Here is a 26137-nt window from a genome sequence, read left to right as displayed (position 1 = left end):
TCCCGGCGCCCGCCGGTCCCCGGGCCCGCGTTCGGGGCCGAGTTATATAAGTTTGCTATTATTATCCCGTGCACGCGTTCGATGTTCTCGGCGATCCGGTCCGCCGCCGCATCCTGGAGCTGCTGTCCGGAGGCGGCCACTCCTCCGGGGAGATCTGCGCCGTCATCCAGGAGGAGTTCGGCATCTCCCAGCCGGCGGTGTCGCAGCACCTGAAGGTGCTGCGCGACAACGGGTTCGCCTCCGTCCGGCCCGAGGGGACGCGGCGGCTGTACGCGATCGACCCCGCGCCCCTGCGCGAGGTCGACCTGTGGCTGGAGCAGTTCCGGCGGTTCTGGTCCCAGCCCCTCGACGCGCTCGCCACGGAGGTCGCCCGGGGCCGGCGCGAGAACCACGGACCGGGCGCGGACCGGGCGCCGCGAAAGAAGGCGTGACCCGCCCCCACCGCTCGCCCTGGGGCCGGCTCGCGGCGGAGGGCGGACGGGCTACAGGCGAGCGACGAGGTCGGCGAGCCCGGCGGCGACGGCCGTGGGGGACGGCAGGCCCGCGACCTCCGTGTGCACCTCGGCGGTCGCCGTCCGCAGCGTCTCGTCGCCGAGCAGGCGCTCCAGCATCGCCGCGGTGATCTCGTCGGCGGGCGCCGTCAGCCCGATCCCGCGGTCGCGCACGTCCTGGCCGATGGCCTCGGAGGCCACGTCCTGCGGGTCGAGGGCGACCATCTGCGGGATGCCGGCCTCGACCGCCGTCAGGACCGTGTTGGCGCCGCCGTGGTGCACGACCGCCGAGCACGTCCGGAACAGCTCGCCGAAGGGGACCCAGCCGTCGGCGGGCCGGACGTTCGCCGGCAGCGTGCCCAGGGCGGAGGTGTCGACGTTGCCGAGGGCGAGCACGAAGTCGGCGTCCACCTTCGCCGCGGCCTCGATGACCGGCGGCAGGGTGCCGAGGCCGAAGAACCTGGCCGAGAAGCCCCCACCGAGCGAGAGCACGACGCGCGGCCGCTCCGGCGGCGACGGCCACGGCCTTCCGAGGACGCCGCCGCCGTCGTAGGAGTGCCCGCCCATGAAGCCGCCCTCGGGCCTGGCGTGCAGCATGCTCGGCGGCAGCCGCTCCAAAATCATCGCGGGCCGGGGGATGGCCGGGACCCCGTACTCGCCGCACAGGTCCGACAGCAGGCCGGCCGTCAGCTGGTGGGTCCTCCCGGTGGTGAAGGGGCCCAGGTTCCGCTGGACGGCGGGGACGCCGAGCCTGGCCGCCGCCATCGCCCCGACGGTGGTCGTCTGCTCGTAGACGACGAGGTCCGGGCGCCACCGGTCGACCAGCTCCATCGTCCCGGGGACCAGCGGCCGGTTGAATCCGGCGAACATGGGCGCCCGGGGAGAGATGTCCCTGTCCGGGCCGACACTCTGGAACCACGTCTTCGCGAACTCGGGATCCTCCTCGAGGACCCGCTGCGCGATCGCCACCGCGTCGTAGCCGGGCGCGACGTCGACCACCGGGAGCCCGGCGCCGGCCGCCCACTCGGGGCGCTCCGCGAGCGCCACGAGCACCTCGTGGCCCGCGGAGCGGAACGCCCATGCCAGCGGCACGAGGGTGAAGACGTGGCCGGCCGCGGGGACGGAGATGAACAGCACGCGCATGGTGGGGTCCTCCCTGGGGCATGGAACGAGCGCCGACGAGCGAATCTCCGGGGCTACTCTTCCCGGAGATTACTATATATAGTTCAAGTGTCTAGCGAGCCGGAGGAGTCCGTGACGCTGCCGATCTGCCCGCCCGACCTGTCGGCCAGGCCGTACCGCGCGATCGTGACGCACCCCGCGGACGCGCCGGCCGGCGCGGTGTACCGCGCGTGGACGGAGCGGTTCGACCGGTGGTTCGCCCAGCCGGGTGAGATCGTGATGAAGGCCGAGGTCAACGCGCCCTACTTCTTCCAGACGTTCCACGAGGGGCGGCGGCATCCGCACTACGGCCGGTTCCTCCGGGTCGAGCCCGACCGGCTGGTCGAGTTCACATGGCTCAACGAGGCGGGGACCGGCGGGGTCGAGACGGTGCTGACCGCCGAGATGTCACCCCGTCCGGGCGGCTCCCTGCTGCGCCTGACCCACGCGGGCTTCCCGGACGACAAGGTGAGGGAAGAGCACGAGGCCGCGTGGAAGTCGATCCTCCTGAACCGCCTCGATCCCGTGCTGCGGGAGACGGAGGCCTGACCGCCGGCGCCGCGCGCGCCGCGCGTTCCCGATCCGAGGAGTGTTCCGCATGGCCACTGCCGAAGAGTACGAAGCGCTCTTCAAGGCTTTCGACCACGACGGCGACGGCGTCATCCAGCAGGCCGACGTCGACCTGCTCGTGCAGCGGTGGTGCCGCGCGCTGCACGTGGCGCCCGGCTCTCCGCAGTGGCTGGCGATAACGAGACCGTCCAACAGGCTGTGGCAGCGGTTGGAGGGGAGCCTCGACGAGGCCGGGGACAAGACGGTCAGCAGGCGGGAGTGGGTCGCCTCGCATGAGCAGCCCGGCTTCATCGAGGACGTCGCCATTCCCTGGGGCGTCGCCGTGTTCGACATGGGCGCGGACGCCGAGAGCCGAGTGTCCCTCCAGGTGTGGATGACGACGCATTCGGCGACGGGCTATCCGCAGCTGGAGAGTCTGGCCGGGTTCCAGAACCTCGACGAGGACGGGGACGGGTACCTCGACAGGGACCCCTTCGTGAAGTACATCGAAGCCTTCTACCACCGGTAGCGCCCCTGGCCGGTCCCCGGGGCGCGCGCCGACCTCCCGGTCCACGGGGCAGGGTCATTAGACTTGCCTTATATAAGCTCCAGATTTATTATTTGGGCCCTGGAAGGCTCGATCGCGGAGTGAGGGAGGCGGCGAGATGACGACGTCCCAGCCGGTGGTGGGCGAGAACGTGCGCGGACCACTGCTGACGCCCCGCGAGCGCCCGCCGAGGGCGGGCGCGCTCTCGGCGTCGGCGACCTTCGCGCTCCGCTCGCTCCTGAAGATCAGGCGGGCGCCGGAGGGACTGTTCGGGGCACTGCTGCAGGCGGTCATGTTCACCCTGCTCTTCACCTACCTCTTCGGCGGTGCGATCGCGGGGTCTCCCGGCAGGTACCTGGACTTCTTCCTCCCCGGCGTGTCGGTCATCGCGATCGTCCTCGCGAGCATGAACACCGGGTTCGTGCTGAACGTGGACATCGACCAGGGGGTGTTCGACCGGGTGCGGTCGTTGCCGGTGTGGCAGTCGTCGGTGCTGGTCGGGGCGATGCTGGGGGACGTGGTCCGGTACGCGGTGGCGTCGGTGGTGCCGTTGCTGCTGGGGCTGGCGCTGGGGTTCCGGCCGGGCGGCGGCGTGGCCGGCGTGGTGCTGGCGCTGCTGTTCCTCCAGGTGTTCGCCTTCAGCCTCGCCTGGGTCTGGGCCCTGGTCGGCGTCGCCGTGCGCACGGCGGCGTCGGCGCAGATGCTCATCATCACGCTGGACTCGGTCCTGCTGTTCGGCAGCAACATCATCGCGCCGCGCGAGACCATGCCGTCGTGGCTGCAGACCGTCATCGGGGTCAACCCGATCACGCACGCGGCGACGGCCGTCCGCGGGCTGATGCAGGGCACCGAGACCGCGGGGCAGATGGGCCGGGCGTTCCTGGCCTGCGCGGTCCTCGTCGCGGTCTTCGCGCCGCTCACGGCGTACGCGTACGCGCGGCGCGGGCGCGGCTAGCGGCCGGGGCGCCCTCCCGGGTGGCGGAGGCGGATCGTGCTACTTTAATTTAAAGTGAGCTCGGCGGAGCGGTGGCGCGACCGCATCCCGTCCCCCGAACGGAGGGTCATGCCTGGCCAGGACACATCGGGCCCCGCGCCCGCCCCCGGGGAGCCCGGCGGCCCCCGGTACGTCGCCCGTTATCTCGAGCGGCTCGGCGTCGGCCACCCGGGCGAGCCGTCCCTCTCCGGGCTCTTCGCGCTGCACCGGGCCCACGTGGAGCGGGTGCCGTACGAGGTGCTGGAGATCCAGCTGGGGCGGCCGACCACCGCGGACCCGGACGACGCGGCCGGTCGGGTGCTGAACGGGCGCGGCGGGTACTGCGTGCAGCTCAACGGCGCGTTCTCCACCCTGCTGGCGGCGCTCGGATACGACGTCACGTGGCATCGGGCCGGCGTTCACGCGAGCCGCAGGCTGCCGCCGGTCGGGCCGGCCGAACCGGCTCCGCACCTGGTGCTCACCGTGAACGTCGAGGGCGAGGCCTGGATGGTGGACGTCGGCCTCGGCGACGGGCTGCACGAGCCCCTGCCGCTGCGTTCCGGGACGTACCGGCAAGGACCCTTCACCTTCGTTCTCGGCCCCTCGCGGTTCGAGGCCGCCGGCTGGCGCTTCGATCACGACCGCGGCGGCGCGATCGCCGGGCTCGACTTCTCGATGGCGCCCGCCGGCCCGGCGGACTTCGCCGAATGGCACCCCTACCTGGCGACCGATCCCGAGTCGCGCCTGGTGCGGACGGTCGCGGTGATGCGGCGCGACGCGACGAGCGCCGACAGCCTGACGGGTTGCGTGCTGCGGCACACCGACGACTCGGGCAGGACGACCAGGGAGCTCGGCACCTCCGCGGAGTGGTACGGGGCGCTCGCCGAGGTCTTCGGCCTCCCGCTGGCGGACGTGGGCCCGCGGGAGCGGGACGGCCTGTGGACGAAGGTCCGCGGCGCCCACGAGGCCTGGCTCGACGCGAGGGCCCGGCGATCCGCGGCGCGGGCCTGAGAACCCCGGCCGGCTAGATCGTTGATGGGGGTTTGCTGAACCGCTGCGGGCATGACGAAGGGCGCCCATGATCAGTGTGTGAAGACAAACCTGGACGCCCTTCTGACCGCACTCTACGTCCATCTGGACGATCACGTCCTGCGGTCGGCCGACCGCACCCGCAGACGCGGCCCCGACCGCACCCTCAACGACGCTGAACTGGTGTGCGTCGCTGTGGCCCAGGTCCTGCTCGGCTGCGATTCCGAGCGGCGGTGGCTGCGGACCGCGCCCGGCAGGATCGGGCACCTGTTCCCGCGGCTGCCCGGTCAGTCCGAGTACAACCGGCACCTGCGCGATGCCGCGCCCGCTCTGTTCGCCGCTTCGATGTGGCTGGTCCGCCAGACGCCCTCCTGGCAGGAGCGGCTGCGGCTGATGGACGGCACTCCGCTGCGCTGCGGCGCCTCACGCACCACCGTGCACCGCTCGGCCCTGGGCGAGATCGCCGGCTACGGCATGGACAAGTCCCACCACGCCTTCTACTGGGGCGCCAAACTGATGCTGATCACCACCGCCGAAGGCGCGGTGTGCTCCTTCAGCCTGGCCCACCCCAAAGAGCTGGACGAACGCAAACAGGCCGTGCACCTGCTGCACGTCCAGCAGGCCGCGCCGGGACCGTGCCCGATCGTGTGCGACAAGGGATTCGCCGGAGCCGGGGTGGAAAAGGCCGCCGCCGACCTGGGCCATATCCTGATCCGCCCCGTCCGCGACGACGAGCCCGAACCCGCCGTGAAGGTGTTCCCCAGCTGGCTGCGCCAGCGTATCGAGGCGGTGATCTGGACACTGAAGAACCAACTCGGGCTGGAACGCCACGCCGCCCGCACCACCGAAGGCCTGTGGACGCGCCTGTGCCAGCGCATCTGCGCCCTCAACGCCGCGATCTGGCACAACTGGCTCATCGACGCCCCAACCAAGCGATCACTTACCGCCTACGACCACTAACCAGAGCACTCAACAACCCCCATCAACGATCTAGGCCGGCATCTCGACGCACGCGTCGTCGCCGACGACCAGCCGCGGCCGGGCCGCGGCGGTCACGCGGGCGTTGCGGCCGATGATCGAGTCGTGCAGCCCGGCGAGGCCGGAGACCGACGCGTTGTCGAGGACGATGGACCCGGCCAACCCGGCGCGCCGCAGGACGCAGCCCCGTCCGATCGACGTGCGGGGACCGATGCGGCTGTCCTCGACGACCGAGCCCGCCCCGACGATGACGGGTCCGTCGATGCGGGAGCGCACGACCCGCGCTCCGGCCTCGACGACGACCGCGCCGTCGAGCGAGGAGTGCGCGTCGACCTCGCCCGCGATGCCGGGCTGCAGCGACTCCAGGAGCCTGCGGTTGCACTCCAGGACGTCCTCCGCGCGGCCGGTGTCCTTCCAGTAGCCGCCGTACTCGCTGGCCCGCACGTCCGCGCCCCGGGCCACCAGCCACTGCACGGCGTCGGTGATCTCCAGTTCGCCGCGCGCGCTCGGTCCGATCGAGGCCACCGCCTCATGGATGGCCGGGGTGAAGAAGTACACCCCGATCAGCCCCAGGTCGCTCCGGGGCTCCTCCGGCTTCTCCACCAGCCGCTCGACCCGGCCCTCCACGTCCAGCTCGACCACCCCGAAGGCGCGGGGGTCCGCCACCTTGTGCACCAGCACCTGGGCGTCCGGCCGCCGCGCGGTGAAGTCCGCGGCGACGTCGGCGACTCCGTGGGGGAGCATGTTGTCGCCCAGGTACATCACGAAGTCGTCGTCGGCCAGGAAGGAGCGGGCCAGGATCACGCAGTGCGCGAGGCCGAGCGGCCTGTCCTGGTGGATGTAGGTCACCCGCGCGCCGAAACGGGAGCCGTCGCCCGCGAAGTCGACGATCTCCTCGGCCCGGTCGCCGACGACGACGCCGATCTCCGTGACGCCGAGGGCGCGGATGTTGAGAAGGACGTACTCCAGGACCGGCCGGTTCGCGATCGGCATCAGCTGCTTGGCCATGGAGTGGCTGAAAGGACGCAGCCGCATCCCCGACCCACCTGACAGCACCAGGGCTTTCATCGGTTGCTTCCTCGCAGGCGCGTAGAAGGAGCGTCGGTCTCCCGCCAGAGGGGCAGGAGGCCGGCGGAGAGGGCCTCGGCCATGCTGGGCGCCGCCGCGTCCTTGTCCGACAGCAGCGGCGGCTCCGTGACCCCCCAGGGAAGGGCGAGGTCGGGATCCAGCGGGTCGATCGAGATCTGGGCCCCGGGCGCGTAGGTGCCGGACAGCGCGTAGCAGACGCAGGCGTCGTCGGTGAGCGCCAGGAAGGCGTGGCCGGCGCCTTCCGGGATGTAGACGCTGCGGCCCGACCCGGCGTGCAGCTCGTTGACGGCGTGCCGCCCGAAGGCCGGGGATCCGACCCGCAGGTCGACGACGATGTCGCGCACCGCGCCCCTGACACAGGTCACGTACTTGACCTGCCCGGGCGGGACGGTCACGCCGCGGATGCCGCGGAGCGTGTTGCGCCGCGACGTCGAGCAGTTGATCTGACGCGGCACGAAGGGGCGCCCCAGCACGGCCTCGACCACGTCGGCGCGCATGACCTCGTAGAAGTCGCCCCGCCGGTCCGCGTTCCGGTCGGAGGTGAAGAGGTAGGCCCCGGGGACGGCCGTCTCACTGACGTGCATGGTGCGCCGATCGTGGCAGTCGCATCGCGGGCCGCCTCAGCTCCGCTCGGAGCGGTACGTCGCGCGCAGGGTCGTCGAGGGGGCGAGCCAGGCCATGTCGGCGACGTTGGCGCGCGCGTGGGTCCAGTTCGCCACGAGCCGCCAGCCGCGGGCCTGCATGTAGGCCGCGACGGCCTGCCGGGTCGCCCCGAAGTGGTAGCGGGCCTCCGCGCTGCCCTCGATCACCGCGAGGTCCAGCCGGTCCAGGTCGGCGCCCGCCAGCACGTCCAGCTCCGCGCCCTGGGCGTCCACCACGAGCACGTTGCAGCCGTGCTGGACCTCGCTCACCGGGACGACCTCGGTGGTGTCCAGCCGGGTCACGGTCATCGGCGGCAGCGGCGCGAGCAGGCTGGCCTGCTGGTCGTACTCCGTGACGTGCAGGGTGGCCGTTCCGCGCTCCCGCCCCGCCGCGGCCATGACGACCTCCTGGGCGGGCCGGCCCCCCTCCGGTTCCGGCCGGCCGGCCAGATGGCGCCCGAGTTCGCGGGCGAGCGCCGCCGAGTGGTCGCGGTTGGGCTCCACCATGACGAGCCGCCGGAAACCGCAGCGGACGAGCGCCGGCACCTCCTGTCCGACATGCGCGCCGACCTGCACCACCCCCACCGGCGCCACACCGAGCCGGTCCATCAGCCCCGGGAGTTGCCGCTCCCATCGGACGTACACCGGGGCGGCGGACCGGTCGACCTCGGTCAGGGCGCGGCCCTGCGAACCGGGGGAGGACCCGTGGGACATCGACGTACCTCCAGAGAAGACGGACACCACCCGCGGTGTTAACTTTAGAAGTATATAGTACAGTCAGTTGGCACGGCGGGCCCGGGCGGTCTCCCCAGGATCGCGTCCGCGGCGGGCGGCAGCGGTGAGCCCGCCGGCCGGCGGAACGCGGGACGGACCGGGACGCCGCCGGTGAGGAGTCCTACATGGCCTTGCGTGACGTACGTGTCCTGCTTCTGTACCCGCCGAACCAGACCGCCCCGGGGACGGTGTGCAAGCCGAACGGATCGCTCGCGTACCCCAACCTCGGCGGCGCCCTGCGCGACCACGGCGTCGACGTGCGCGTGTTCGACGCGTGCGTCGGCGGCGACTCCGACGACCTCCACGGCATCTTCGACAAGCCCGTCCAGCTGCCGAGCGGCCTTCTGCGGACGGGCGTCGGCGACGAGCGGATCCTGGAGGAGGCGGCGGCGTACGACATCGTGGGGATCACCTCGATCTTCACGGACCAGGAGACGATGGTCCTGCACTGCGCGCGGCTCATCCGGGCCGCGTTCCCGGAGAAGATCCTCGTCTCCGGCGGGGTCAACGCCCGGTCGCGGCTGCCGCAGTTCTTCCGGGCCGGCTTCGACGTCGTCTGCCTCTCCGAGGCCGAGGGCACGATCACGAAGATCGTCGACGAGGTGCGCGGGTCGGCCCGTCCGGACTTCGCGGGGATCAGCGGCATCGCCTTCCGGGACGCCGGCGGGATCCGCGTCAACCCCGCGCGTCCGGACGACGTGGTGTGGGATCTGGACACCCTCCCCGTGCCGGCCTGGGACCTGCTGCCGAACGACCGGTACTGGACCATCGCGCGGCCGCACTCGGGGGTGTGGGAGTCCGGCACGGAGCTGCGCTACGCGGACATGATGACCTCTCTCGGCTGCCCCTTCCACTGCGCGTACTGCCACATCGCGGGGGAGCAGGAGGGGAGCATGAGCGGCCCCATCGGGCGGTACCGCGCCAAGTCGGACGATCGCGTGCTGCGCGAGCTGGACGTCCTGAAAGGCCTGGGCGTGGAGCACGTGATGATCGAGGACGACTCGCTCCTCGGGAACAAGAAGCGCGCCCTGCGGCTGCTGAGGAAGATCCGGGGCGCCGGGGTCGACATCTGCGATCTGAACGGCATCAACATCATCCACCTCCTCAAGCGGTGGAAACCCGATCACGAGGTGCTGGAGGCCCTGGCCGAGGCCGGGTTCACCCAGCTCAACCTTCCGTTCGAGTCGGGCAACCTCCGGATCCTGCGCAAGTACGCGAGCAACAAGCTGAACATCGAGATGGCCGACATCGAATCGCTGATCGTGGCGTTGAAGGACTACGGCTTCAAGATCTTCGGCAACTACATGATGGGGTACCCGGACGAGACCCTGGAGGAGATCCAGACCACGATAGACATGGCCCGCGACCACGTGTCGTTCGGTCTCGACGCGGCGAACTTCTTCATCGTGGTCCCGCTTCCGGGATCGCCCCTGTTCGACACGGCGATCGCGGAGGGGCACCTCCGGAGCGACTTCGATCCGGACACGATGAACATCTACCGGGCGAACATGTCGGGAACGGTCGTCCCGTCGCATGTCCTCGAGGAGCTGCGCAGCCGCGCGTGGGAGGAGGTCAACTCCCCGACGTGGAAGAACGCGAAGAAGGCCTGGGCCGCGACGGAGAGCTGACGGCCCCCGCGCGGCGCCCGGCCGGCGGCGGTCCCGCGACGGCCGGCGCCGCGGCGGACAGGGCGCCGGCCCGCATCGCCGAGGTTCCGCGATGCGCGGCCAACCGGGTATACACTTCTAAAGTGAACCTGGGAGGCGGTACGGGCACGTGAATCAGCGTCGGAACTACGGACAGTACTGCGGCCTCGCCGGCGCGCTGGACATCGTCGGCGAGCGCTGGACGCTGCTGATCATCCGGGAACTGCTCACCGGACCCTGCCGCTACAACGAGCTGCTGGCCAACCTGCCCGGTCTCGGGACCAACCTGCTGGCCGACCGGTTGAAGTTCCTCACCGAGGTCGGGATCATCCGGCAGCGGCCCCGCGAAGGCTCGAAGGTCCGGGTGTACGAGCTCACGGAGCAGGGCGAGGGCCTGCGCGAGGCGGTGCTCGTGCTCGCGCGCTGGGGGCTCGGCGTGCTCACGGAGCCGAAGGCCGAGTACATCGTGCGTCCCCGGTGGGCGGTCCTCGCGGTGGAGGCGATGGCGGCTCCGACCGTCGACGGCCCCGACGAGCAGTACGAGTTCCGCATCGACGACGACGTGTTCCACATCACCGTGTTCGAGGGCAAGGTGGCGGTCGCCCATGGGAAGGCCACCACCGAACCGGCGCTCGTCGTCCACACGGACGCGGTGACCTTCGTCGACATCGGCGCCGGGCGGCTGGACCCGCTGGAGGCGACGCTCACCAAGCGCATCGTCATGGAGGGCGAGGAGGACGCGATCATCCGCTGCTCGCGCCTGCTCGGCCTGGTGGCCTGAAGGCCCCCGCCCCCGGGCGCCGGCGGCCGGCTCCCGGCCTTCTAAGGCAGATCTCGATAGCCGCGCACGCATGCCGGTAAAACCGCGTACGCCCCTGGCGTGGTCATCGGAGTGGCCTTCTACGGCGGATCTCCCGTCGCCTCCCTCCGGCGCGCTCACCGGACTTGGTCATCCTATCTTGACGCCGTCGCGGCGATAGCTTTTACTGGCGGCGAGCGCCTCTATTTCCGTGACGACATGACGAAGACGTTGCACTCGGCGCAGAGTAATGAGCCCACTACGTGATCGCCATCGACATGAGACCGTAAGCCGATTCTGATCGCCGATAGGACGAAATGCGAAGAGCTCTTCGCGGTCGTCATCGGGAAGGTGCCGTCAGTGGAGTATGCGCGCATGGCCAGGCCGGCCCGTCCGAACCTCAGCGCCGGTGGCCTGACATCCTACGGCTTCGCCATCGAGGCGGCGATCGGTCGAAGGCCCATGCGCTATCTGATCGGCCGCCGTTTCGCCGACCAGTCGGCGGTGACCGCTCTTTTCGTTCTTCTCCCGCAGATCCTCGCCGGAAGCCATGTGTGGATAACCGAGAATTCCGCTCACGGTGAATGCGAAGTGGAAACGCATATACCGACGATGAAGAATTCGGTGCGACTGGTCGAACGTTACCTGTTCGACTGCCTTCCCCTGACCGACATCGGATATCTGGATCTCATGGCCTGGCGTTATCCCCGATTGGGCTCCACCCCCGAGAACGTCGAAGTCGACATGTCCTGGAGCCGGTGGCCGGGGGCCGAGCCCCGCTGCTATCTGGGGCCGGTCACCACGCCGGGCCTCACCGTCACGGAGGCGATCGACCAGGAGACCGGCATGGTCGTCGCGCGCGCCGTCGAGCGCCTCCGGGAACCGTTCCGCCGCTGGGAGGTCGTGGAGATGGGCGGACCGGAGGTGGGCGGGCTGCCCCGGCGGGTCAGGGCCTCGCGCACGCGGACCGGCGGCTGGACGGACTTCCGCCGCGTCGGGGAGCCGGTCCCCGTCCCCCAGGAGGCCTTCGACGCCGGACCCGCACGACTCCGGGAGGCACTGGAGCACGGCCTTTCCGGAAAGGCGGCCTGAAATGGTGGATCGTGCCAGTGCCCGCGCCCTGGCGACGCGAACGCTCCGGATAGGCGCGTTGGGCGGAGCGGCCGCGGTCCGCATGGCGGCCATCGCCGCGACCTCGCCCGGGAGCACGCGCGGAACGCGGCTGGCCGCCGAGCTCGCGCGTCTGATGGAACGGCTCGGCGGGGCCTTCGTGAAAGCGGGGCAGATTCTCGGAACCCGGGTGGACCTCGTGGGGGAGACGGTCGCGGCCGCGCTCGGCAGGCTGCACGACAGCGTGGAGCCGATGGCCCCCGCGGAGGCGCTGCGGACGATCCGCGCCGGGCTCGGTCCGATACCGCCCGAGTTCGTGCGGGCGGTCGGCGGGCCGTCGGTGGCCGGCGGCTCGATCGCCTGCGTGTACCGCGCGGAGCGCGGGGACGGGGTGGTCGCGGTGAAGGTGCGCCGCCCCGGCGCGGGCGCCGCGATCGCGGCGGACATGGCCGTGCTGCGGGCCGTCGCCGGTGTCGCCGCACGGCTTCCGGCGTTCCGGCGGGTGCCGTTCATGGAGATCGTCGAGCAGGTCGGCGACTGCGTCATGGCCCAGCTCGACTTCGGCGCGGAGGCGGCGAACCTGCGGCGGCTGCGCGAGGACCTCGCCGAGGTGCCGGGCGTCGTCGTCCCGAGGACCGTCCCCGAGCTGAGCGGGGACGGGGTCATTACGATGGAGTTCATCGAGGGCCTCGACCGCGGCTCGATCGAGGACGTCCCGGCGCGGGTCCGCGAGGCGCAGATCACCTCGCTGGTGCACGCCGTCTACCGGATGCTGTTCGTCGAGGGCTTCATCCACATCGATCTGCACCAGGGCAACACCTATTTCAAGCCCGACGGCACCGTCGTGCTCCTGGACGCCGGTCTGGTCTTCCGTATGAGCGCCGGGGCCAGGGAGAGGTTCACCGGGTTCTTCGCCGGCATGATCCGGGGAGACGGAGAGGTGTGCGCCGACATCCTGCTGACCACGGTGCGGCGCACGGAACCGGGGACGGACATCGCGGCATTTCGTGCCGATATAGCAGACCTTGTAGAGCGAAATGTCGGTATGGTCGCGCGAGACTTCGATCTTCCCGCGTTCTGCCTGGATCTGTTCGATCTGCAGCGGAGACACCGCCTCTACGCCGAGCCGGAATTCGTCTTCCCCATGCTCTGCCTGCTCACATTGCAGGGTGTGGTCAAGCGCTACCATCCGATGATGGACTTCCAATTGGAGGCCGCGCCTTTCGTGATGCACGGTCTCCTCGCGGCGAGCGGCACGCCCGGCTGAGTCTTTCGCCTCGGCGGGGACGCGAGGCGAACACCCGCGACGGCGCGCGGCAGGGCTCCCGGCGCCCGCCGTGCGGGACCGTGCCCGGCCGTGCAGAGAAGCCTCGCGACGTGATCTCGGCGAGTTTATGCGCGGCGGTTATGCGGGTCACAGGATAACCGGTGAGGCACGCTTCTGGTGATGCGGTGGGATATCTGCCGGTATGAGGCTCGCCGGCGGGCCTCACCACCGGTCGAGGAAGAATTCGAGGGGCGCCCCGCGGGCCGGCGGCCCACCGCCGTCCCGGTCCCGCCCGACGCCGGCGCCGCGTGCCGGGGCAGGTCCGCGCCCCGTTCGACGCCGCGCGGGCCGCGTCGCCGACGCCGGCCGCGCGGGATCCGGGCCCCGAACCGCAGGTCCTCCCCGAAAAGTTCGCGCATGGGCGCGACGGGCGAGATCACGCAGCGCCCAACGCCATTGAGCTGATCTTTTGTGGTGGGACAACTTCATAGCGTGGCTTCGCGCAGTTCGGGCCGACGCGAAGCGTCAGCGGGGCTTCCCGGGCGTGCCTGTCGGAGATTACTAAGAGCATGTCTCATGTGGATCGTCTCGACGGATAGGGCATGATCGGTTCCGTGATGTCGGACCTTGCGACCCGGCTGGTGCCGGACGAGCTGTGGGAGACCGTCGGCCCGCTGATCCCGGAGTTCGCGCCGAGGCGGCAGGGCGGTGGGACGGCGCCGGTGGACGACCGGATGGTCTTCACCGCGATCGTCTACGTGCTGACCAGCGGGTGCGCCTGGCGGCACCTGCCGGCAGAGTTCGGGGTGAGCGTGCCGACCGCCCACCGGCGCTTCACCGCGTGGACCAGGGCGGGGCTGTGGGCGCGCCTGCACCGCGCCGTGCCGGCCGAGCCCGGGACGCGCGGGCAGCTCGACTGGGCGTCGGCGATCGTGGAGGCCGCCGCCGTCCGCGCGGAGCGGACGGCCGTCTGAGCGGCGGCCGCACCGGCCGTGCGGGCGGGGCGAACCTCCCGAGCCGAGACCTCCGATTCTTCTGCGAACCGACCTGCCCGCGTGGCCGGGCGGTGGTGCCGCCATCTGCCGCCACAGGAAATTCACCTCTTCCACGTGAGACACGCTTGAAAGGTCAATGTCCCAGATGCATCTCGATGAGATCACCTCGGCAACGCGTTAATAACCGATTCGCCCTATTGACAACGTGCTGAAATAGCTTGACGATGACCATCATTGCTGCTCACGCCGACGGCTGGAGACGATCGGAGGTGGGCGGCCGACGGGCGTTAGGCGCGATCGAAGGGGGCGACCGACGGTGGTGGGCGACCGGAGGGGGCCGAAATCAAGTCTGCCGGGGAATTCAAATGCGTCGCGGCCGAGGGGATCTGCAGAAGCCGCGTTCGGCAGATTATTCTCCAGCCTTTGACTTGATTCGGCAGAACGCAGCGTCTCGCGACTGTTCGGGAGGATATTCGTGTCCGGCTCCGAGAATGGGCATCAATTTACATCGCCTCATCGATCCCCCCTTGAGGAGGCAAACCGTGTCTCTGCGGCCAGAATGGTGCTCGACCAGTCGGCGAGGCCGAGGCGAAGCGGTTTGGAGTTGCCCCCTCGGCTTCCCTTCGAGACATGGCAGCGCATCGGACGCCAGATATCCCTTATTTCGGACTGCTCGCGCTGGTGGCTCGGCGACTGGCTCATCTACGGGGAGCGGCATTACCCGAACCGGTACCGGATGGCCATCGAGGCCACGTCCCTCGACTACCAGACCCTCAAGAACTACGCTTGGATCGCGCGCCGCATTCCGAGGTCCCGCCGGCGGGACCAACTCAGCCTCCAGCACCACGCCGAGGTGGCCGCGCTTCCGCCGTCCGATCAGGAGCACTGGCTGCAGCAGGCGGCAGAGCTCGGATGGACGAGAAGAGAACTCAGAAAGCGCCTGCGGGCAATCCGCAACGGCGGTGCGGACAAGAAGCCCGATGAGGCTACCGTCCGCATCGATGTGCTCGCTGAGCGGCAACATCGCTGGCAGGAGGCCGCCGAAGCGATGGAGCTCAGCCTGGCGGAATGGATCGTGGTCATTCTCGACCAGGCCGCGGGCCAGGCCGGCGGGGCGGTTGCGGGGAACGAAGAAGAGGCGTGACTTTTCGCCGGGGCGCGTGTATGAGTAGAAGGGCGTAAGGCCACTCATGCGCACTGCGCAGTAGGCGATGGGGCGCCAGTCGGCCATCTTTCGGCCGCGCGGCGCCGTGGACCGCATCGGCCCGAGGGCATGGCGGTCCTCGCCAGAACGGCAAGAAACTCATTGGCTGAACGCCACCGGTCGGTAATGCCTCTGTGGGGTTGGAATGGCCGCTGTAGGGAATCTGCTGACGCCGCCGTTGCGCGGCTTTCTGGAAATCGATCCCAAGACCCTCGACGTCGAGCGCCTGGGCTTTCCGCCGGGTGATCCGCTGGCTCGCGCCCGGCTGGCGGACGTGGTGCAGAGCTTCGCTACTGGTTTCAATACCGCTCTCGGCGCGGATCCGGCGAGCCTGGACTTCGGGGCGCTGCCGCACGACCTGCGCGGGTTCGCCTTCGAGGGCGCGGCCATGGGCGTCGCCCTGGTCGACCTGGGCACGCTCTCGGGAGGCCGCAGGGTGCGCGCGCTGGCCGAAGGGCCGGGCGCGCGGTACATCCACCTGATCCATGTCGGAGTCGGGTGGGCGTACGCGCGCACGCATCTGCACCCGTGGACGGGCATTCGCTTCGGACGGCCGCTGCTGCGCTGGCTGGTGTGGGACGGCTGGGGGTTCCACCAGGCCTTCTTCAAGTCCCAGCGGGTGCTGGTCCGGCACTGGGTCGAGAGACCGGCACGCGGAAATATGCGGACAATTCGTGACCAGGGCGTCGGCCGGGCGCTGTGGTTCTACGCCGGCGGCGATCCGGTCGGGGTGGCCGAGACGATCGGCGCCTTCCCGGCCGCACGCCGGTCGGACGTGTGGGCGGGCATCGGGCTGGCCGCCGCGTACACCGGCGCGCTGCCCCCGGACCGGCTGGGCGAGCTGCTGGACCGGGCCGCGGGTTTCGAGGAGCACATCGCCCAGGGCGCCGCGTTCGCCGCGAAGGCGCACGTGGTGTCGCAGGAGGTGCCGGAGCGGTCGGCGGCCGCGATCGAGACGCTGACCGGAGCCGCTCCCGCGGTCGCCGCGGCGTGGACGGACGAGGCGGCGGTGACCGCCGAGCGCTGCGGCAGCGGCCCGGAGGGCTACGAGGTGTGGCGCGCCAGGGTGCGCCAGGCGTGGCGGAAGCACAATGAAGGGTGAGGGCATGACCAGAAGGATTCGGGTGTGGCTGGCCCCGATCTGCGCGGCGCTGCTCATCGTGGCGGGCTGGTACAACGCCCGGCTCCCGTCGGTCGCGCAGGCGGAGAACGACCGCCTGGCGAGCCGGTTCGCCTTCCAGAACCAGCCGCTGAACGGCACGGCCTCGCCGCGCGACATACGCGTGGTCGCCCCTGCCTACAAGGGGATCGACCACTGGATCTCGTCGGTCGGCGCCGCGGTGGCCCTCGCCGACATCGACGGCGGCGGCCGCGCCGACGACGTCTGCCTGGTCGACCCGCGCGACGACAGCGTCACGCTGAGCCCCGTGCCGGGCACCGGGGCGCGCTTCCCGGCGACGCGGCTGCTCCCGAACGGCCTGCCCTACGACAGGACGATGGCGCCGATGGGCTGCGTGCCGGGCGACTTCAACGAGGACGGCCGCATGGACGTCCTCGTCTACTACTGGGGCCGTTCGCCGGTGATCTTCCTGCGCACTCCGGCGGCGCTCGGCAGGAGCGACGCGTTCGCCCCGCAGGAGCTGCTGCGCCCGTACAAGGTGTGGAACACCAACGCCGTGTCGCTCGCCGACCTGGACGGTGACGGCCACACCGACATCGTGGTCGGGAACTACTTCCCGGACCGGGCGCGGGTCCTCGACCCGACGGCGAGCCAGAGCGAGCTGCAGATGCAGAGCTCGATGTCGGCGGGCTACAACGGCGGCGTCAACCGGGTCCTGCGCTTCCGGTCCGCGGTGGGCGGCGCCCGTCCCTCGGCGGTCTACGACGAGGAGCGCCGGCCGTTCTCCGACCAGGTCGCCAAGGGCTGGACGCTGGCGACCGGCGCCCAGGACCTCGACGGCGACGGCCTGCCGGAGCTGTACTTCGCCAACGACTTCGGCCCCGACCGCCTGCTGCGCAACGAGTCGCGCCCGGGGAAGATCGAGTTCCGCCTCCTCAAGGGCGTGCGCCACCTCACCACGCCCAAGTCGATGCAGCTCGGCAGGGACTCCTTCAAGGGCATGGGCGTCGGGTTCACCGACATCAACGCCGACGGCGTGCCCGACATCGTGGTCAGCAACATCACCCAGGAGTACGGGCTGCTGGAGAGCAACTTCGCCTGGGTGAGCACCCGCAAGAAGGTCGTGGGGTCCGACGGGCGCGCGTACTACGACGATCACAGCGAGCGGCTGGGGCTGTCCCGCTCGGGCTGGGGCTGGGACATCAAGGCCGGCGACTTCGCGGGCGAAGGGCGCGACCAGATCATCCAGGCCACCGGATTCGTCGAGGGGAAGGACAACCGCTGGGCCCAGCTGCAGGAGCTGGCGATGTCCAACGACGAGGTCCTGGCGCACCCGCGCCTGTGGCCCAACGTGCAGAAGAACGATGACATCTCCGGCAACAACCCCAACCGGTTCTTCGTGCGCGGCTCGGACGGCCGGTACCACGACGTCGCCGGCCGGCTCGGCGTCGGGGACCGCGGAGTCTCGCGGGGCATCGCGCTCTCCGACGTCGACCACGACGGGCGGCTCGACTTCGCCGTGGCGAACCAGTGGGGTCAGTCGCACTTCTATCGCAACGTCCGCAATGCGCAGCGGCCCTATCTCGGGCTGAGGCTCCTCCGCCCGCCCGGGGCATGCGGGGCGCGGCCGGGCGGTTCCACCGCGGCCGGGCCGGCCCCCGGCGGAGTGCCGGCGATCGGCGCGAAGGTCGTCCTGGACTCCGGAGCCAGGGGCCAGCGGACGGGCCAGGTCTATCCGGCCAACGGCCATGCCGGCGTCTCCTCGCCGGAACTGCTGTTCGCGCTGGAGGGGGCCGCGGCGCCCGTCCCCGTCACGATCACCTGGCGCGACTCCTGCGGCACCCGGCACACCGGCAAGGTCCAGGCGACTCCGGGCTGGCACGGCATGCTGCTCGGCCCCGACGGCTCGATCAGGGAGATGGCCTCGTGAACTCGGCGAACACGGAATCCATGAGCAGCCCGGCGCCCGCCGCCCCGGAGCGGCCCGCCAAGGATCCGCGGATCATCGCGCTGCGCCGGTTCGCGATCTCGATCACGGTCTTCAACATCCTCGGGCACACGGTCCTCGGGTTCGAGCCGTCCTGGGCGACCCCGCTCGCCGCGATGGCCGTCGCGTACGTGCTGGAGCTGGGGCTGGAGACGCTGGACGCCTGGGCGACGCGGCGGCCGGTCAAGTACGCGGGCGGGCCCGTCGCCTTCATGAACTTCCTGATGCCCGCCCACATCACCGCGCTGGCCTGCGCGATGCTCCTCTACGCCAACGCGCGGCTGGGCCCGGTCGTCTTCGCGGTCATCGTGGGCGTCGCCTCGAAGTACCTGATCAGGGTCCGGATCAACGGACGGCCGCGGCACGTGCTGAACCCCTCCAACCTCGGCATCGCGGTCGTCCTCGTCCTGTTCCCGTGGGTCGGGATCGCGCCTCCGTACCAGTTCACCGAGTGGGTCGGCACACCGCTCGACCTGGCGATCCCGGCGCTCATCCTCGCCGCGGGGACGATGCTGAACGCGATGCTCACCAAGAAGATGCCCCTGATCCTCGGCTGGGTCGGCGTCTTCGCGCTCCAGGCGCTGATCCGGACCCCCATCGAGGGCACGGCGACGCTCAGCGCGCTGCTGGCGATGAGCGGCGTGGCGTTCGTCCTGTTCACCAACTACATGATCACTGACCCGGGGACCACGCCGGTGCGGCCGCGCAACCAGTTCCTCTTCGGCGCGTCGACCGCCGTCGTGTACGCGCTCCTGGTGCACATCCACGTGGTGTACGGCCTGTTCTTCGCGCTCGTCATCGTGTGCGTGCTGCGCGGCGCGGCTCTCGCGGTCATGGACGTGCGGCAGCGCTCCACCGCGCCGCCGGCGCCCGTGGCGGAGCCCAAGACCGAGCCCAGGTCGGAGCGCAAGACCGCACCGCGGCCGGCCCCCGCCCGCGGGGGAATGCTGGCGACCGGTGAGGAGGCGAAGTGACCGTCCCGAACGACGCGATCGCCGTCGTCGGCCTCGGATGCCGCCACCCCGACGCCTCCACCCCGGACCAGTTGTGGGAGACGGTGCTGGCGCGGCGGCGCGCCTTCCGGCCGCTCCCGCGCGAGCGCCTCGACCTCGACGACTACGGCGACCCGGCAGGGGGGCCCGACACGACCGACCTGCGGTACGCGGCGGTGCTCGACGGCTGGTCGTTCGACCGCTCGCGCTACCGGGTGCCCGGACCGGCGTACCGGGTGACCGACCTCGCGCACTGGCTCGCCCTGGACGTCGCCGGCGACACGCTGGCCGCCGCCGGCTTCCCCGAGGGACGCGGGCTGGACCGGCGGCGCGCCGGGGTGATCCTCGGGAACACCCTGACGGGCGAGTTCAGCCGCGCCGCGCTCATGCGGCTGCGCTGGCCCTACGTCCGCAGGAACCTGGTGTCCGCCCTCGCCGCGCGCGGCTGGCAGGGCGAGGAGCTGGGCGACCTCCTGCGGGAGGTCGAGGAGACCTACAAGGAGCCGTTCGCCGAACCCAACGACGAGAGCCTCGTCGGCGGACTGGCCAACGCCATCGCGGGCCGGGTGTGCAACCACCTCGACTTCCGCGGCGCGGGCTACACGGTCGACGGCGCCTGCTCGTCGTCCCTGCTCGCCGTCATCACGGCCTGCACCTACCTGCGCGACGGCGATCTCGACTTCGCGCTCGCGGGCGGCGTCGACCTCAGCCTCGACCCGTTCGAGCTGGTCGGGTTCTCCCGGCTCGGCGCGCTGGCCGGCTCGGCGATGCGGGTGTACGACGCCCGGCCCACCGGCTTCCTGCCCGGCGAGGGCTGCTCGATGGTCGCCCTCATGCGCGCCGGGGACGCGGTCGCCGCGGGGCAGCGGCCGATCGCTCTGATCAGGGGCTGGGGGATGTCCTCGGATGGGAACGGCGGGCTGACCCGGCCGGACGTCTCCGGCCAGCGGCTCGCCCTGGAGCGCGCCTACGCGCGCGCGGGCTTCGGGCCGGAGACCGTGGCGCTGTTCGAGGGCCACGGCACCGGGACCGAGGTCGGCGACCGCACCGAACTGCACGCCCTCACCGAGATCCACGACGGGCTGCGGAGGCCGCGGCCGGCGGCGCTCGGATCCGTCAAGGCCAACATCGGGCACACGAAGGCCGCCGCCGGCGCCGCCGGGCTGATCAAGGCGGTGCTGGCGCTGCGGCGCCAGGTCATCCCGCCGACCACCGGCTGCGACGAGCCGCACCCGCTGCTGCGCGAGCCCGGCGCGCCGCTGCGGGTCGTCAGGGAGGCCGAGCCCTGGCCGGACGCCCCGCTCCGGGCCGGCGTCAGCGCGATGGGATTCGGCGGCATCAACACCCACGTCGTCCTGGAGGCCGCCGGCGTCCGCCGCGCCGCGCCGCGGCTGGCGGCCCGGGACCGCCGGGCGGGGCGGGAGCCGCTCGACTGCGAGGTCTTCGCCCTCTCCGCCGACACGGTCTCCGGTCTCTCCGCCGTCCTGGACCGCGTGGCGGTGCGGGCGGGGACGATGTCGCTCGCCGAGCACACCGATCTGGCCGCCGCCCTCGCGGAACGCGCGCACGGTGACGCGCCGGTGCGGGCGGCCATCGTCGCGCGCGATCCCGCCGAGTTCTCCGCGCGGGCGGGACGGGCCGGCGAGCTGCTCGCCGGGCTCGGCGCCCAGGGGTTCGCCGCCCGGCCCGGCGTGTACGTCGGCCGCGGCGCTCCGGGCCGCGTCGGGCTGCTGTTCCCGGGGCAGGGCGCGCCCGTGCGGAACCGCGCCGGAGCCCTCGGCGCGGTCCTCCCCGAGGCGGGGGAGTGCTTCGAGGAAGGGCTCGCCGACGACACGATCGACACGATCGACACCGCCGTGGCCCAGCCCGCCGTCTTCCGCGCCTCCACCGCGGCGCTGCGCTGGCTCGACCGGCTCGGGGTCGCGGCGGCCGCGGCGGTCGGGCACAGCCTCGGCGAGATCACCGCGCTGCACTGGGCCGGCGCGCTGGGCGGCCCGGACGCCCTGCGCCTGGTGACCCGGCGGGGCCGCATCATGGCCGACACCTCCCAGGCGGGAACCGGGATGGCCTCCCTCGCCGCGCCTGCCGGCACGGTCACCGGGCTCATCGACGACGCCGACCTGGTGATCGCCGCCGACAACGGCGCGGTCCAGGTCGTCGCCGGCCCCCTCACCGAGGTCGACCGCGTCGTCAAGCGGGCCCGGGCGAAGGGGATCACCGCCGGCCGGCTGCGGGTCAGCCACGCCTTCCACTCCCCGGCGGTCGCCGCCGCCGAGCCGGTGCTCGCGCGCCACCTCGCCGGCCTGGCGGTGGCCGGCCTCTCCGACCGCGTGTACTCCACGGTCACCGGCCGGGAGCTGACCTCCGCCGACGACATCCGCGCGCTGCTCACCCGGCAGCTCACCGCGCCCGTGCGGTTCCGCCAGGCGCTGGAGCTCCTCGCCGCCGGCTGCGACCTGCTCGTCGAGGCCGGGCCCGGCCACACCCTCACGGCGATGGCCCAGTCGATCACGGACGTTCCGGTCCGCACCCTCGACGCGGGCGCCGGGTCGGCCGCCGCCCTCGGGGACGCCACCGCCGCGCTGTTCGCCGTCGGCGCCGTCCGCGACCTCACGGTGCTCTTCGCGGAGCGCTTCCACCGCCCCTTCGACCTCTGGCGGGAGCCGGAGTTCCTCGCCAACCCCTGCGAGAGCGCCCCGGCCGAGGACCGCGGCCGGCGGGCCGGCCGCGCCGCGCCGCCCGTCGCGACCCCGTCGCGACCCCCGTCGCGACGGGCGGCGCCGCGGCGCCCGCGGCGGAGTCGCCGCCCGGAGCGGACGTCGACGTGCCCTCCGTGGTGCGCGGGCTCATCGCCGACGCGCTGGAGCTGCCGCCCGATGTGATCGGCGACGGGGACCGGCTCCTCGGCGACCTCCACCTCAACTCCCTCCGCGTCGTCCAGCTCGCCGCCGAGGCCGCCGAGCGGACCCGGCGGGCGGTGCCGGCCGCCCCGCCGCTGTTCGCCGAGGCCACGGTCGGCGCGTTCGTCCAGGCGATCGAGGAGCTGCCCGCGGCCGAGGGCGGGGCCGGTTCGCAGGGACCGCCGGAGGGCGTCCGCGAATGGCATCGCGTCCTGGTCGAGTTCACCCGCCCGGTCGAGCCGGACGCCGGACACGCGTCCCACACCTGGCAGGTCTTCGGCGGCGGACGGCTCCGCGCGCTCGTCGAGCCCCGGCTGGCCGGTTCCTCCGCGGACGCGGGCCCCGCGGTCGTCGCGTTCCTTCCCGAGAACCCGGACGACCGCGCGGTCGACGCGATGATCGAAGCCGCGCGTCTCGCGGTGGACGCCGAGGCGCCCTTCACCGTCGTGGACTCGGGGGACACGGCGTCGGGCTTCGTGGGCACGATCGCCGCCGAGTACCCCTCCCTGCCGGTCCGCTGGGTCCGCGCCGCGGCCGGCGCTCCCGCGGACGCGGTCGGCGCCCTGCTCACCGCGTCGTGGCGGGGCCACGCCGAGATCGTCGTGGACGAGGAGGGCCGCACCGGCGTCCCTGCGTACCGGGCCGCCGGCGCGCCCGCCGGACGGAGGGCGGACGCCGCCGCGCCCCCGCTGTCCGCGGGAGAGGTGCTCCTGGTGACCGGAGGCGGGAAGGGCATCGGCTTCGCGAGCGCGCACTTCCTGGCGCGGCGCTGGGGGGTGCGGCTGGGACTGGTCGGGCGCAGCGGGCCGGACGCCGACGCCGAGCTGCGCGCCAACCTGTCCCGGCTCCGGGAGGACGGCGTCGACTTCTGCTACCAGGCCGCGGACGTCACCGACGCGGAGTCGCTCCGCCGCGGCGTCGCCGCGATCGCCGACCGGTTCGGGCCGGTCAGGGGAGTGGTCCACGCCAGCGGCCTGAACCGCCCGGCGCGCTTCGCCGACATCGGCGCCGGCTACGCCGAGCACGCCGCGCCCAAGCACCACGGGCTCCGCGCGCTTCTGGACGCCGTCGACGCGGAGGGCCTGCGGCTGCTCCTCACCTTCGGCTCCGTGATCGGCCGCTTCGGCCTTGCCGGGGAGGCGCACTACGCCCTGGCCAACGGCCGCATGCGGGAGCTGGCCCGGACCCTCGCCCGGGACCTGCCGGACTGCCGGGTCGCCAACCTCGACTGGACGGTCTGGTCGGGCGTCGGCATGGGCGAGCGCCTCAAGGTGCTGGACGACCTGGCCCGCGCCGGAGTGGCGCCCGTGCCCCCGGGCCGCGGGACCGGGCTCCTCGCCCAGGCGGCCGAGTCGTCGCCGCCGTCGCACTCCCTGGTGGTCAGCGGGCGGCTGCCGCAGCTCGGCCGCGAGGGGGAGGCGGCCCCGGACGGGCACCGCTTCCTGCGGCGGGTGCGCGCGTGGACCCCCGGCGTCGAGCTGGTGGCCGAGGCCGAGCTGAGCCTGGCGGACGACCCGTACCTCGACGACCACCGCATCGACGGCGTGGCCGTGCTGCCCGCGGTGTGCGTGCTGGAGGCGATGGCCCAGGCGGCGGCCGCGCTGACCGGCCGGCCCGCGGCGGGGGTGGTGGACTCCCGCTTCGACCGCCCCGTGGTCGTCCCCGAGCACGGGACCCGCACCGTCCGGGTCTGCGCGCTCGTCCGCGAGGACGGGGACGTGGACATCGCGGTGCGCAGCGACGAGACGGGCTTCGCCGTCGATCACTTCACCGGGACGGTCACCTCGGCGGAGGCGGAGCCTCCGGACCACCCGGCCGGGACGGCGCGGATACCGGCGCACACCGGTGGCGACATGTACGGGCCGCTGTTCTTCCACGGCGGGCGCTTCCGCAGGCTCCGCCGCTACGCGCACCTGGAGGCCACCGCGTGCACGGCGGTGCTGGACGGCGACAGGCCCTGGCGGTTCGGGGAGGGCCTCCCGGCCGCGCTCCGGTTCGGTGACCCCGCCCGCAACGACGCCTCGATCCACGTCCTCCAGGCGTGCGTCCCCCACCGGCGGCTGCTGCCGGTCGGGTGCGCGCGGTTCGCCGTCCACCGCGGCGGCGAGGTGGAGGGCGAGCTGACGCTCGCCGCCGTCGAGCGGGAGCACTCCGGCGCCGACTACACCTACGACGTCGTCGTGCGCGACGACTCCGGCCGGCCGGTCGTGAGCTGGAGCGGGCTCCGTCTCCGCGACGTCGGCCCGCTGCCGGTGACGACCCTGCACCCGGTGCTCGTCGGGCCCTACCTCCAGCGCACCCTCACCGCCCTGCTCCCGGACCGCGACATCCGGTTGGCCGTCGAGGCCGGCGGGCCGGACCGCGACCTCACCTCCGGCCGCCGAGAGAACGGGGGGCCCTGGGCCGTCCTGGTGGAGGGGGAGCCCGTCGCCTGCGCGCGGACCTCCGACCCCGCGCCGGAACCTCCCACCCACTGGACCGGTCTCGCCGACCGGCTCGGCCGCCTCGTCGGTGAGCCGGAACGGCACGTCCGGACCCGCCTGCAGACGGTCGGCGCATGCCTGTCCGGCCCGCCTGGCCCGCCGGGACTCGCCGTCCAGGGCGTTTACGAGAACGGATGGGTGGTCCTCCACGCCGGGGGAGCGGACATCGTCTCCGTGGTCCTTTCCGTCGAGGGCGAAGCCGGGCCCGTGGCGCTGGCGATCCCCGTCAAGGGGGCGTCGTGAGGGCGTACTTCGAGTACCGGCACCTCGTCACGTTCGCCGACACCAATCTCGTGGGGAACGTCTACTTCACGAACTACCTGTCCTGGCAGGGGGCGTGCCGGGAGCGGTTCCTCGCGGAGAAGGCGCCGAAGACCGTGGCCCGCATGAACGGCGACCTCGCGCTCGTCACCTCGTCGTGCTCGTGCGAGTTCTTCTCCGAGCTCTTCGCGCTCGACACCGTCTCCGTGCGGATGTCCCTCGTCGGGATCGACTTCCACCAGATCACCATGGGCTTCGAGTACTACCGGGTCACCGACGGGCCGGCGCGGCTGGTGGCGCGCGGCGAGCAGACCGTCTCCTGCACGCTGCGGGCGGACGACGGCCTGACCCCCGTCGAGGTCCCGGACGAGCTCCGGACGGCGCTGGACGCCTACGCGCCGGACCCGCACGGGGCCCTCCGGCCGCGAGCGGAGACGCCGCCGCGATGAGGTTCTCCGAACCCGCCGCCGGCGCACGGGTCCGCGCGCCGGTCATCGGCATCGTCGGCTGCGGACGGATGGGCACGGCGCTCGCGGAGACGTTCGCGGCGCAGCGGCGGACGGTGCTGCTGGCCAGCCGCGGCGGCCGCTCCGCCGCCGGCCTCGCCCAGCGGCTGCCGGGCGCCCGCGCCGGCAGCCTGGAGCGGGTGGCCCGCGAGGCCGACATCGTGGCCCTGGCCAGCCCCCTGGACGCCATCCACGCCGAGATAGCCCCGCGCATCCGCGCCCACGTGACCGGCAAGCCGATCATCGACATGTCCAACCCGTGCGGGCACGACCTCCGCGGCCACGGCTCCGCCGCCGAGCTGATCGCCTGCCTGCTTCCCGGCGGCGCCGTCGTCAAGGCGTTCAACTGCCTCTCCGCGCGGCAGCTCGCCGGTGTCGCGACCGGCGGCGTCACGCTGACGGTGCCGATCGCCGGGAACAGCCCCCGCGCCAAACAGGCGGTCCGGTCGATCATCGAGCCCGCCGGGCTCGACGTCGCCGACGCGGGCGACCTGCCCGGCAGCCGCTGGATCGAAGCCCTGGCGCAGCTGCTCATGCGCCTGGAGAAGCAGCCCGGGCTCGGCGACGCCGTAGGCTTCCGATTGCTTCGACTCTCCGCATGCGAGGCCACCTGGACGAGGTCCTAGCCTCGGAAA

General features: G+C 72.3%; 23 protein-coding genes. 19 read left to right on the top strand and 4 right to left on the bottom strand.

All coding sequences use genetic code 11. From position 1 onward, the window contains the following. The first annotated feature begins 68 nt into the window (after window positions 1-68). Window positions 69-431 carry an ArsR/SmtB family transcription factor gene (locus ACQEU6_RS09900; protein ID WP_499330863.1) on the top strand — a complete coding sequence of 121 codons (363 nt, stop codon included), beginning with the start codon at window positions 69-71 and terminating at the stop codon, window positions 429-431. Window positions 432-482: 51 nt separating this feature from the next. Here ACQEU6_RS09900 and ACQEU6_RS09895 read toward each other — a convergent pair whose 3' ends face one another. Continuing rightward, window positions 483-1634 (bottom strand): nucleotide disphospho-sugar-binding domain-containing protein, encoded by a 1152-nt coding sequence (locus ACQEU6_RS09895; RefSeq protein WP_499330861.1) that lies wholly within the window; start codon window positions 1632-1634, stop codon window positions 483-485. 87 nt (window positions 1635-1721) lie between these two features. On the opposite strand from ACQEU6_RS09895, the gene ACQEU6_RS09890 reads away from it, so the two are divergent. From ACQEU6_RS09890 to ACQEU6_RS09870, 5 genes are all read left to right on the top strand, one after another. Continuing rightward, complete coding sequence (locus tag ACQEU6_RS09890) at window positions 1722-2201, top strand: SRPBCC family protein (RefSeq protein ID WP_499330860.1); 480 nt, start codon at window positions 1722-1724, stop codon at window positions 2199-2201. Window positions 2202-2250: 49 nt separating this feature from the next. Continuing rightward, window positions 2251-2730: an EF-hand domain-containing protein gene (locus tag ACQEU6_RS09885; protein WP_499330858.1), complete on the top strand. Its 480-nt coding sequence runs from the start codon at window positions 2251-2253 to the stop codon at window positions 2728-2730. Window positions 2731-2866: 136 nt separating this feature from the next. Then, on the top strand, window positions 2867-3703 hold the full coding sequence (locus ACQEU6_RS09880; RefSeq protein WP_499330856.1) for an ABC transporter permease: 837 nt from the start codon (window positions 2867-2869) through the stop codon (window positions 3701-3703). A gap of 108 nt (window positions 3704-3811) precedes the next feature. Then, window positions 3812-4732, top strand: a complete 921-nt coding sequence (locus tag ACQEU6_RS09875; protein WP_499330854.1) for an arylamine N-acetyltransferase family protein — start codon at window positions 3812-3814, stop codon at window positions 4730-4732. Window positions 4733-4810: 78 nt separating this feature from the next. Next, window positions 4811-5710, top strand: a complete 900-nt coding sequence (locus ACQEU6_RS09870; RefSeq protein ID WP_499328793.1) for a transposase — start codon at window positions 4811-4813, stop codon at window positions 5708-5710. Window positions 5711-5740: 30 nt separating this feature from the next. Here the strand turns inward: ACQEU6_RS09870 and ACQEU6_RS09865 are convergent, their stop codons facing one another. From ACQEU6_RS09865 to ACQEU6_RS09855, 3 genes are read right to left on the bottom strand one after another with little or no spacing between them, the layout of a single operon-like run. After that, a complete protein-coding gene (locus ACQEU6_RS09865; RefSeq protein ID WP_499330852.1) occupies window positions 5741-6796 on the bottom strand; it encodes a glucose-1-phosphate thymidylyltransferase in 1056 nt (351 codons plus the stop codon). Next, entirely contained in the window at window positions 6793-7401 is a 609-nt protein-coding gene (locus tag ACQEU6_RS09860) for a dTDP-4-dehydrorhamnose 3,5-epimerase family protein (protein ID WP_499330849.1), read from the bottom strand. Before ACQEU6_RS09860 ends, ACQEU6_RS09865 begins: the two co-directional genes overlap by 4 nt. Before the next feature lie 36 nt (window positions 7402-7437). Beyond that, window positions 7438-8172, bottom strand: a complete 735-nt coding sequence (locus ACQEU6_RS09855) for an FkbM family methyltransferase (protein WP_499330848.1) — start codon at window positions 8170-8172, stop codon at window positions 7438-7440. Between the two features lie 185 nt (window positions 8173-8357). Between ACQEU6_RS09855 and ACQEU6_RS09850 the strand changes: the two genes are divergently transcribed. The 13 genes from ACQEU6_RS09850 to ACQEU6_RS09790 all read left to right on the top strand — a co-directional run bounded on the left by ACQEU6_RS09850 (window position 8358) and on the right by ACQEU6_RS09790 (window position 26128). Continuing rightward, window positions 8358-9860: a B12-binding domain-containing radical SAM protein gene (locus ACQEU6_RS09850; protein ID WP_499330846.1), complete on the top strand. Its 1503-nt coding sequence runs from the start codon at window positions 8358-8360 to the stop codon at window positions 9858-9860. Window positions 9861-10008: 148 nt separating this feature from the next. Next, the gene (locus tag ACQEU6_RS09845) at window positions 10009-10659 is read left to right on the top strand and encodes a winged helix-turn-helix transcriptional regulator (RefSeq protein ID WP_499330844.1); all 651 of its coding nucleotides are present in this window, start codon (window positions 10009-10011) and stop codon (window positions 10657-10659) included. A gap of 378 nt (window positions 10660-11037) precedes the next feature. Beyond that, window positions 11038-11769, top strand: coding sequence for a hypothetical protein (locus tag ACQEU6_RS09840; protein WP_499330842.1), 732 nt, complete (start codon window positions 11038-11040; stop codon window positions 11767-11769). 58 nt (window positions 11770-11827) lie between these two features. After that, window positions 11828-13054, top strand: a complete 1227-nt coding sequence (locus ACQEU6_RS09835; RefSeq protein ID WP_499330839.1) for an ABC1 kinase family protein — start codon at window positions 11828-11830, stop codon at window positions 13052-13054. Between the two features lie 602 nt (window positions 13055-13656). Beyond that, window positions 13657-14028: a transposase gene (locus ACQEU6_RS09830; protein WP_499330837.1), complete on the top strand. Its 372-nt coding sequence runs from the start codon at window positions 13657-13659 to the stop codon at window positions 14026-14028. A gap of 580 nt (window positions 14029-14608) precedes the next feature. Then, window positions 14609-15193 carry an LmbU family transcriptional regulator gene (locus ACQEU6_RS09825; protein ID WP_499330835.1) on the top strand — a complete coding sequence of 195 codons (585 nt, stop codon included), beginning with the start codon at window positions 14609-14611 and terminating at the stop codon, window positions 15191-15193. 205 nt (window positions 15194-15398) lie between these two features. Next, a complete protein-coding gene (locus tag ACQEU6_RS09820) occupies window positions 15399-16355 on the top strand; it encodes a DUF1702 family protein (protein ID WP_499330833.1) in 957 nt (318 codons plus the stop codon). 4 nt (window positions 16356-16359) lie between these two features. Further along, entirely contained in the window at window positions 16360-18303 is a 1944-nt protein-coding gene (locus ACQEU6_RS09815; RefSeq protein ID WP_499330832.1) for an FG-GAP repeat domain-containing protein, read from the top strand. A 20-nt stretch (window positions 18304-18323) separates the two neighbouring features. Then, complete coding sequence (locus ACQEU6_RS09810; protein ID WP_499330830.1) at window positions 18324-19334, top strand: enediyne biosynthesis protein UnbU; 1011 nt, start codon at window positions 18324-18326, stop codon at window positions 19332-19334. Next, the gene (locus ACQEU6_RS09805) at window positions 19331-22234 is read left to right on the top strand and encodes a beta-ketoacyl synthase N-terminal-like domain-containing protein (RefSeq protein ID WP_499330828.1); all 2904 of its coding nucleotides are present in this window, start codon (window positions 19331-19333) and stop codon (window positions 22232-22234) included. The genes ACQEU6_RS09810 and ACQEU6_RS09805 overlap by 4 nt, the downstream gene beginning before the upstream one ends. Then, entirely contained in the window at window positions 22177-24978 is a 2802-nt protein-coding gene (locus ACQEU6_RS09800) for an SDR family NAD(P)-dependent oxidoreductase (protein WP_499330826.1), read from the top strand. Before ACQEU6_RS09805 ends, ACQEU6_RS09800 begins: the two co-directional genes overlap by 58 nt. Beyond that, window positions 24975-25445, top strand: coding sequence for an acyl-CoA thioesterase (locus ACQEU6_RS09795; protein WP_499330824.1), 471 nt, complete (start codon window positions 24975-24977; stop codon window positions 25443-25445). The genes ACQEU6_RS09800 and ACQEU6_RS09795 overlap by 4 nt, the downstream gene beginning before the upstream one ends. Beyond that, window positions 25442-26128, top strand: a complete 687-nt coding sequence (locus ACQEU6_RS09790) for an NADPH-dependent F420 reductase (protein ID WP_499330822.1) — start codon at window positions 25442-25444, stop codon at window positions 26126-26128. The genes ACQEU6_RS09795 and ACQEU6_RS09790 overlap by 4 nt, the downstream gene beginning before the upstream one ends. Window positions 26129-26137: the final 9 nt, after the last annotated feature.

The sequence above is a fragment of the Spirillospora sp. CA-108201 genome (genome assembly GCF_050936235.1).
Classification (GTDB): domain Bacteria; phylum Actinomycetota; class Actinomycetes; order Streptosporangiales; family Streptosporangiaceae; genus Spirillospora.
Note: the sequence above shows the minus strand (reverse complement) of the source record. Positions and strands in the feature narration are given on the sequence as shown.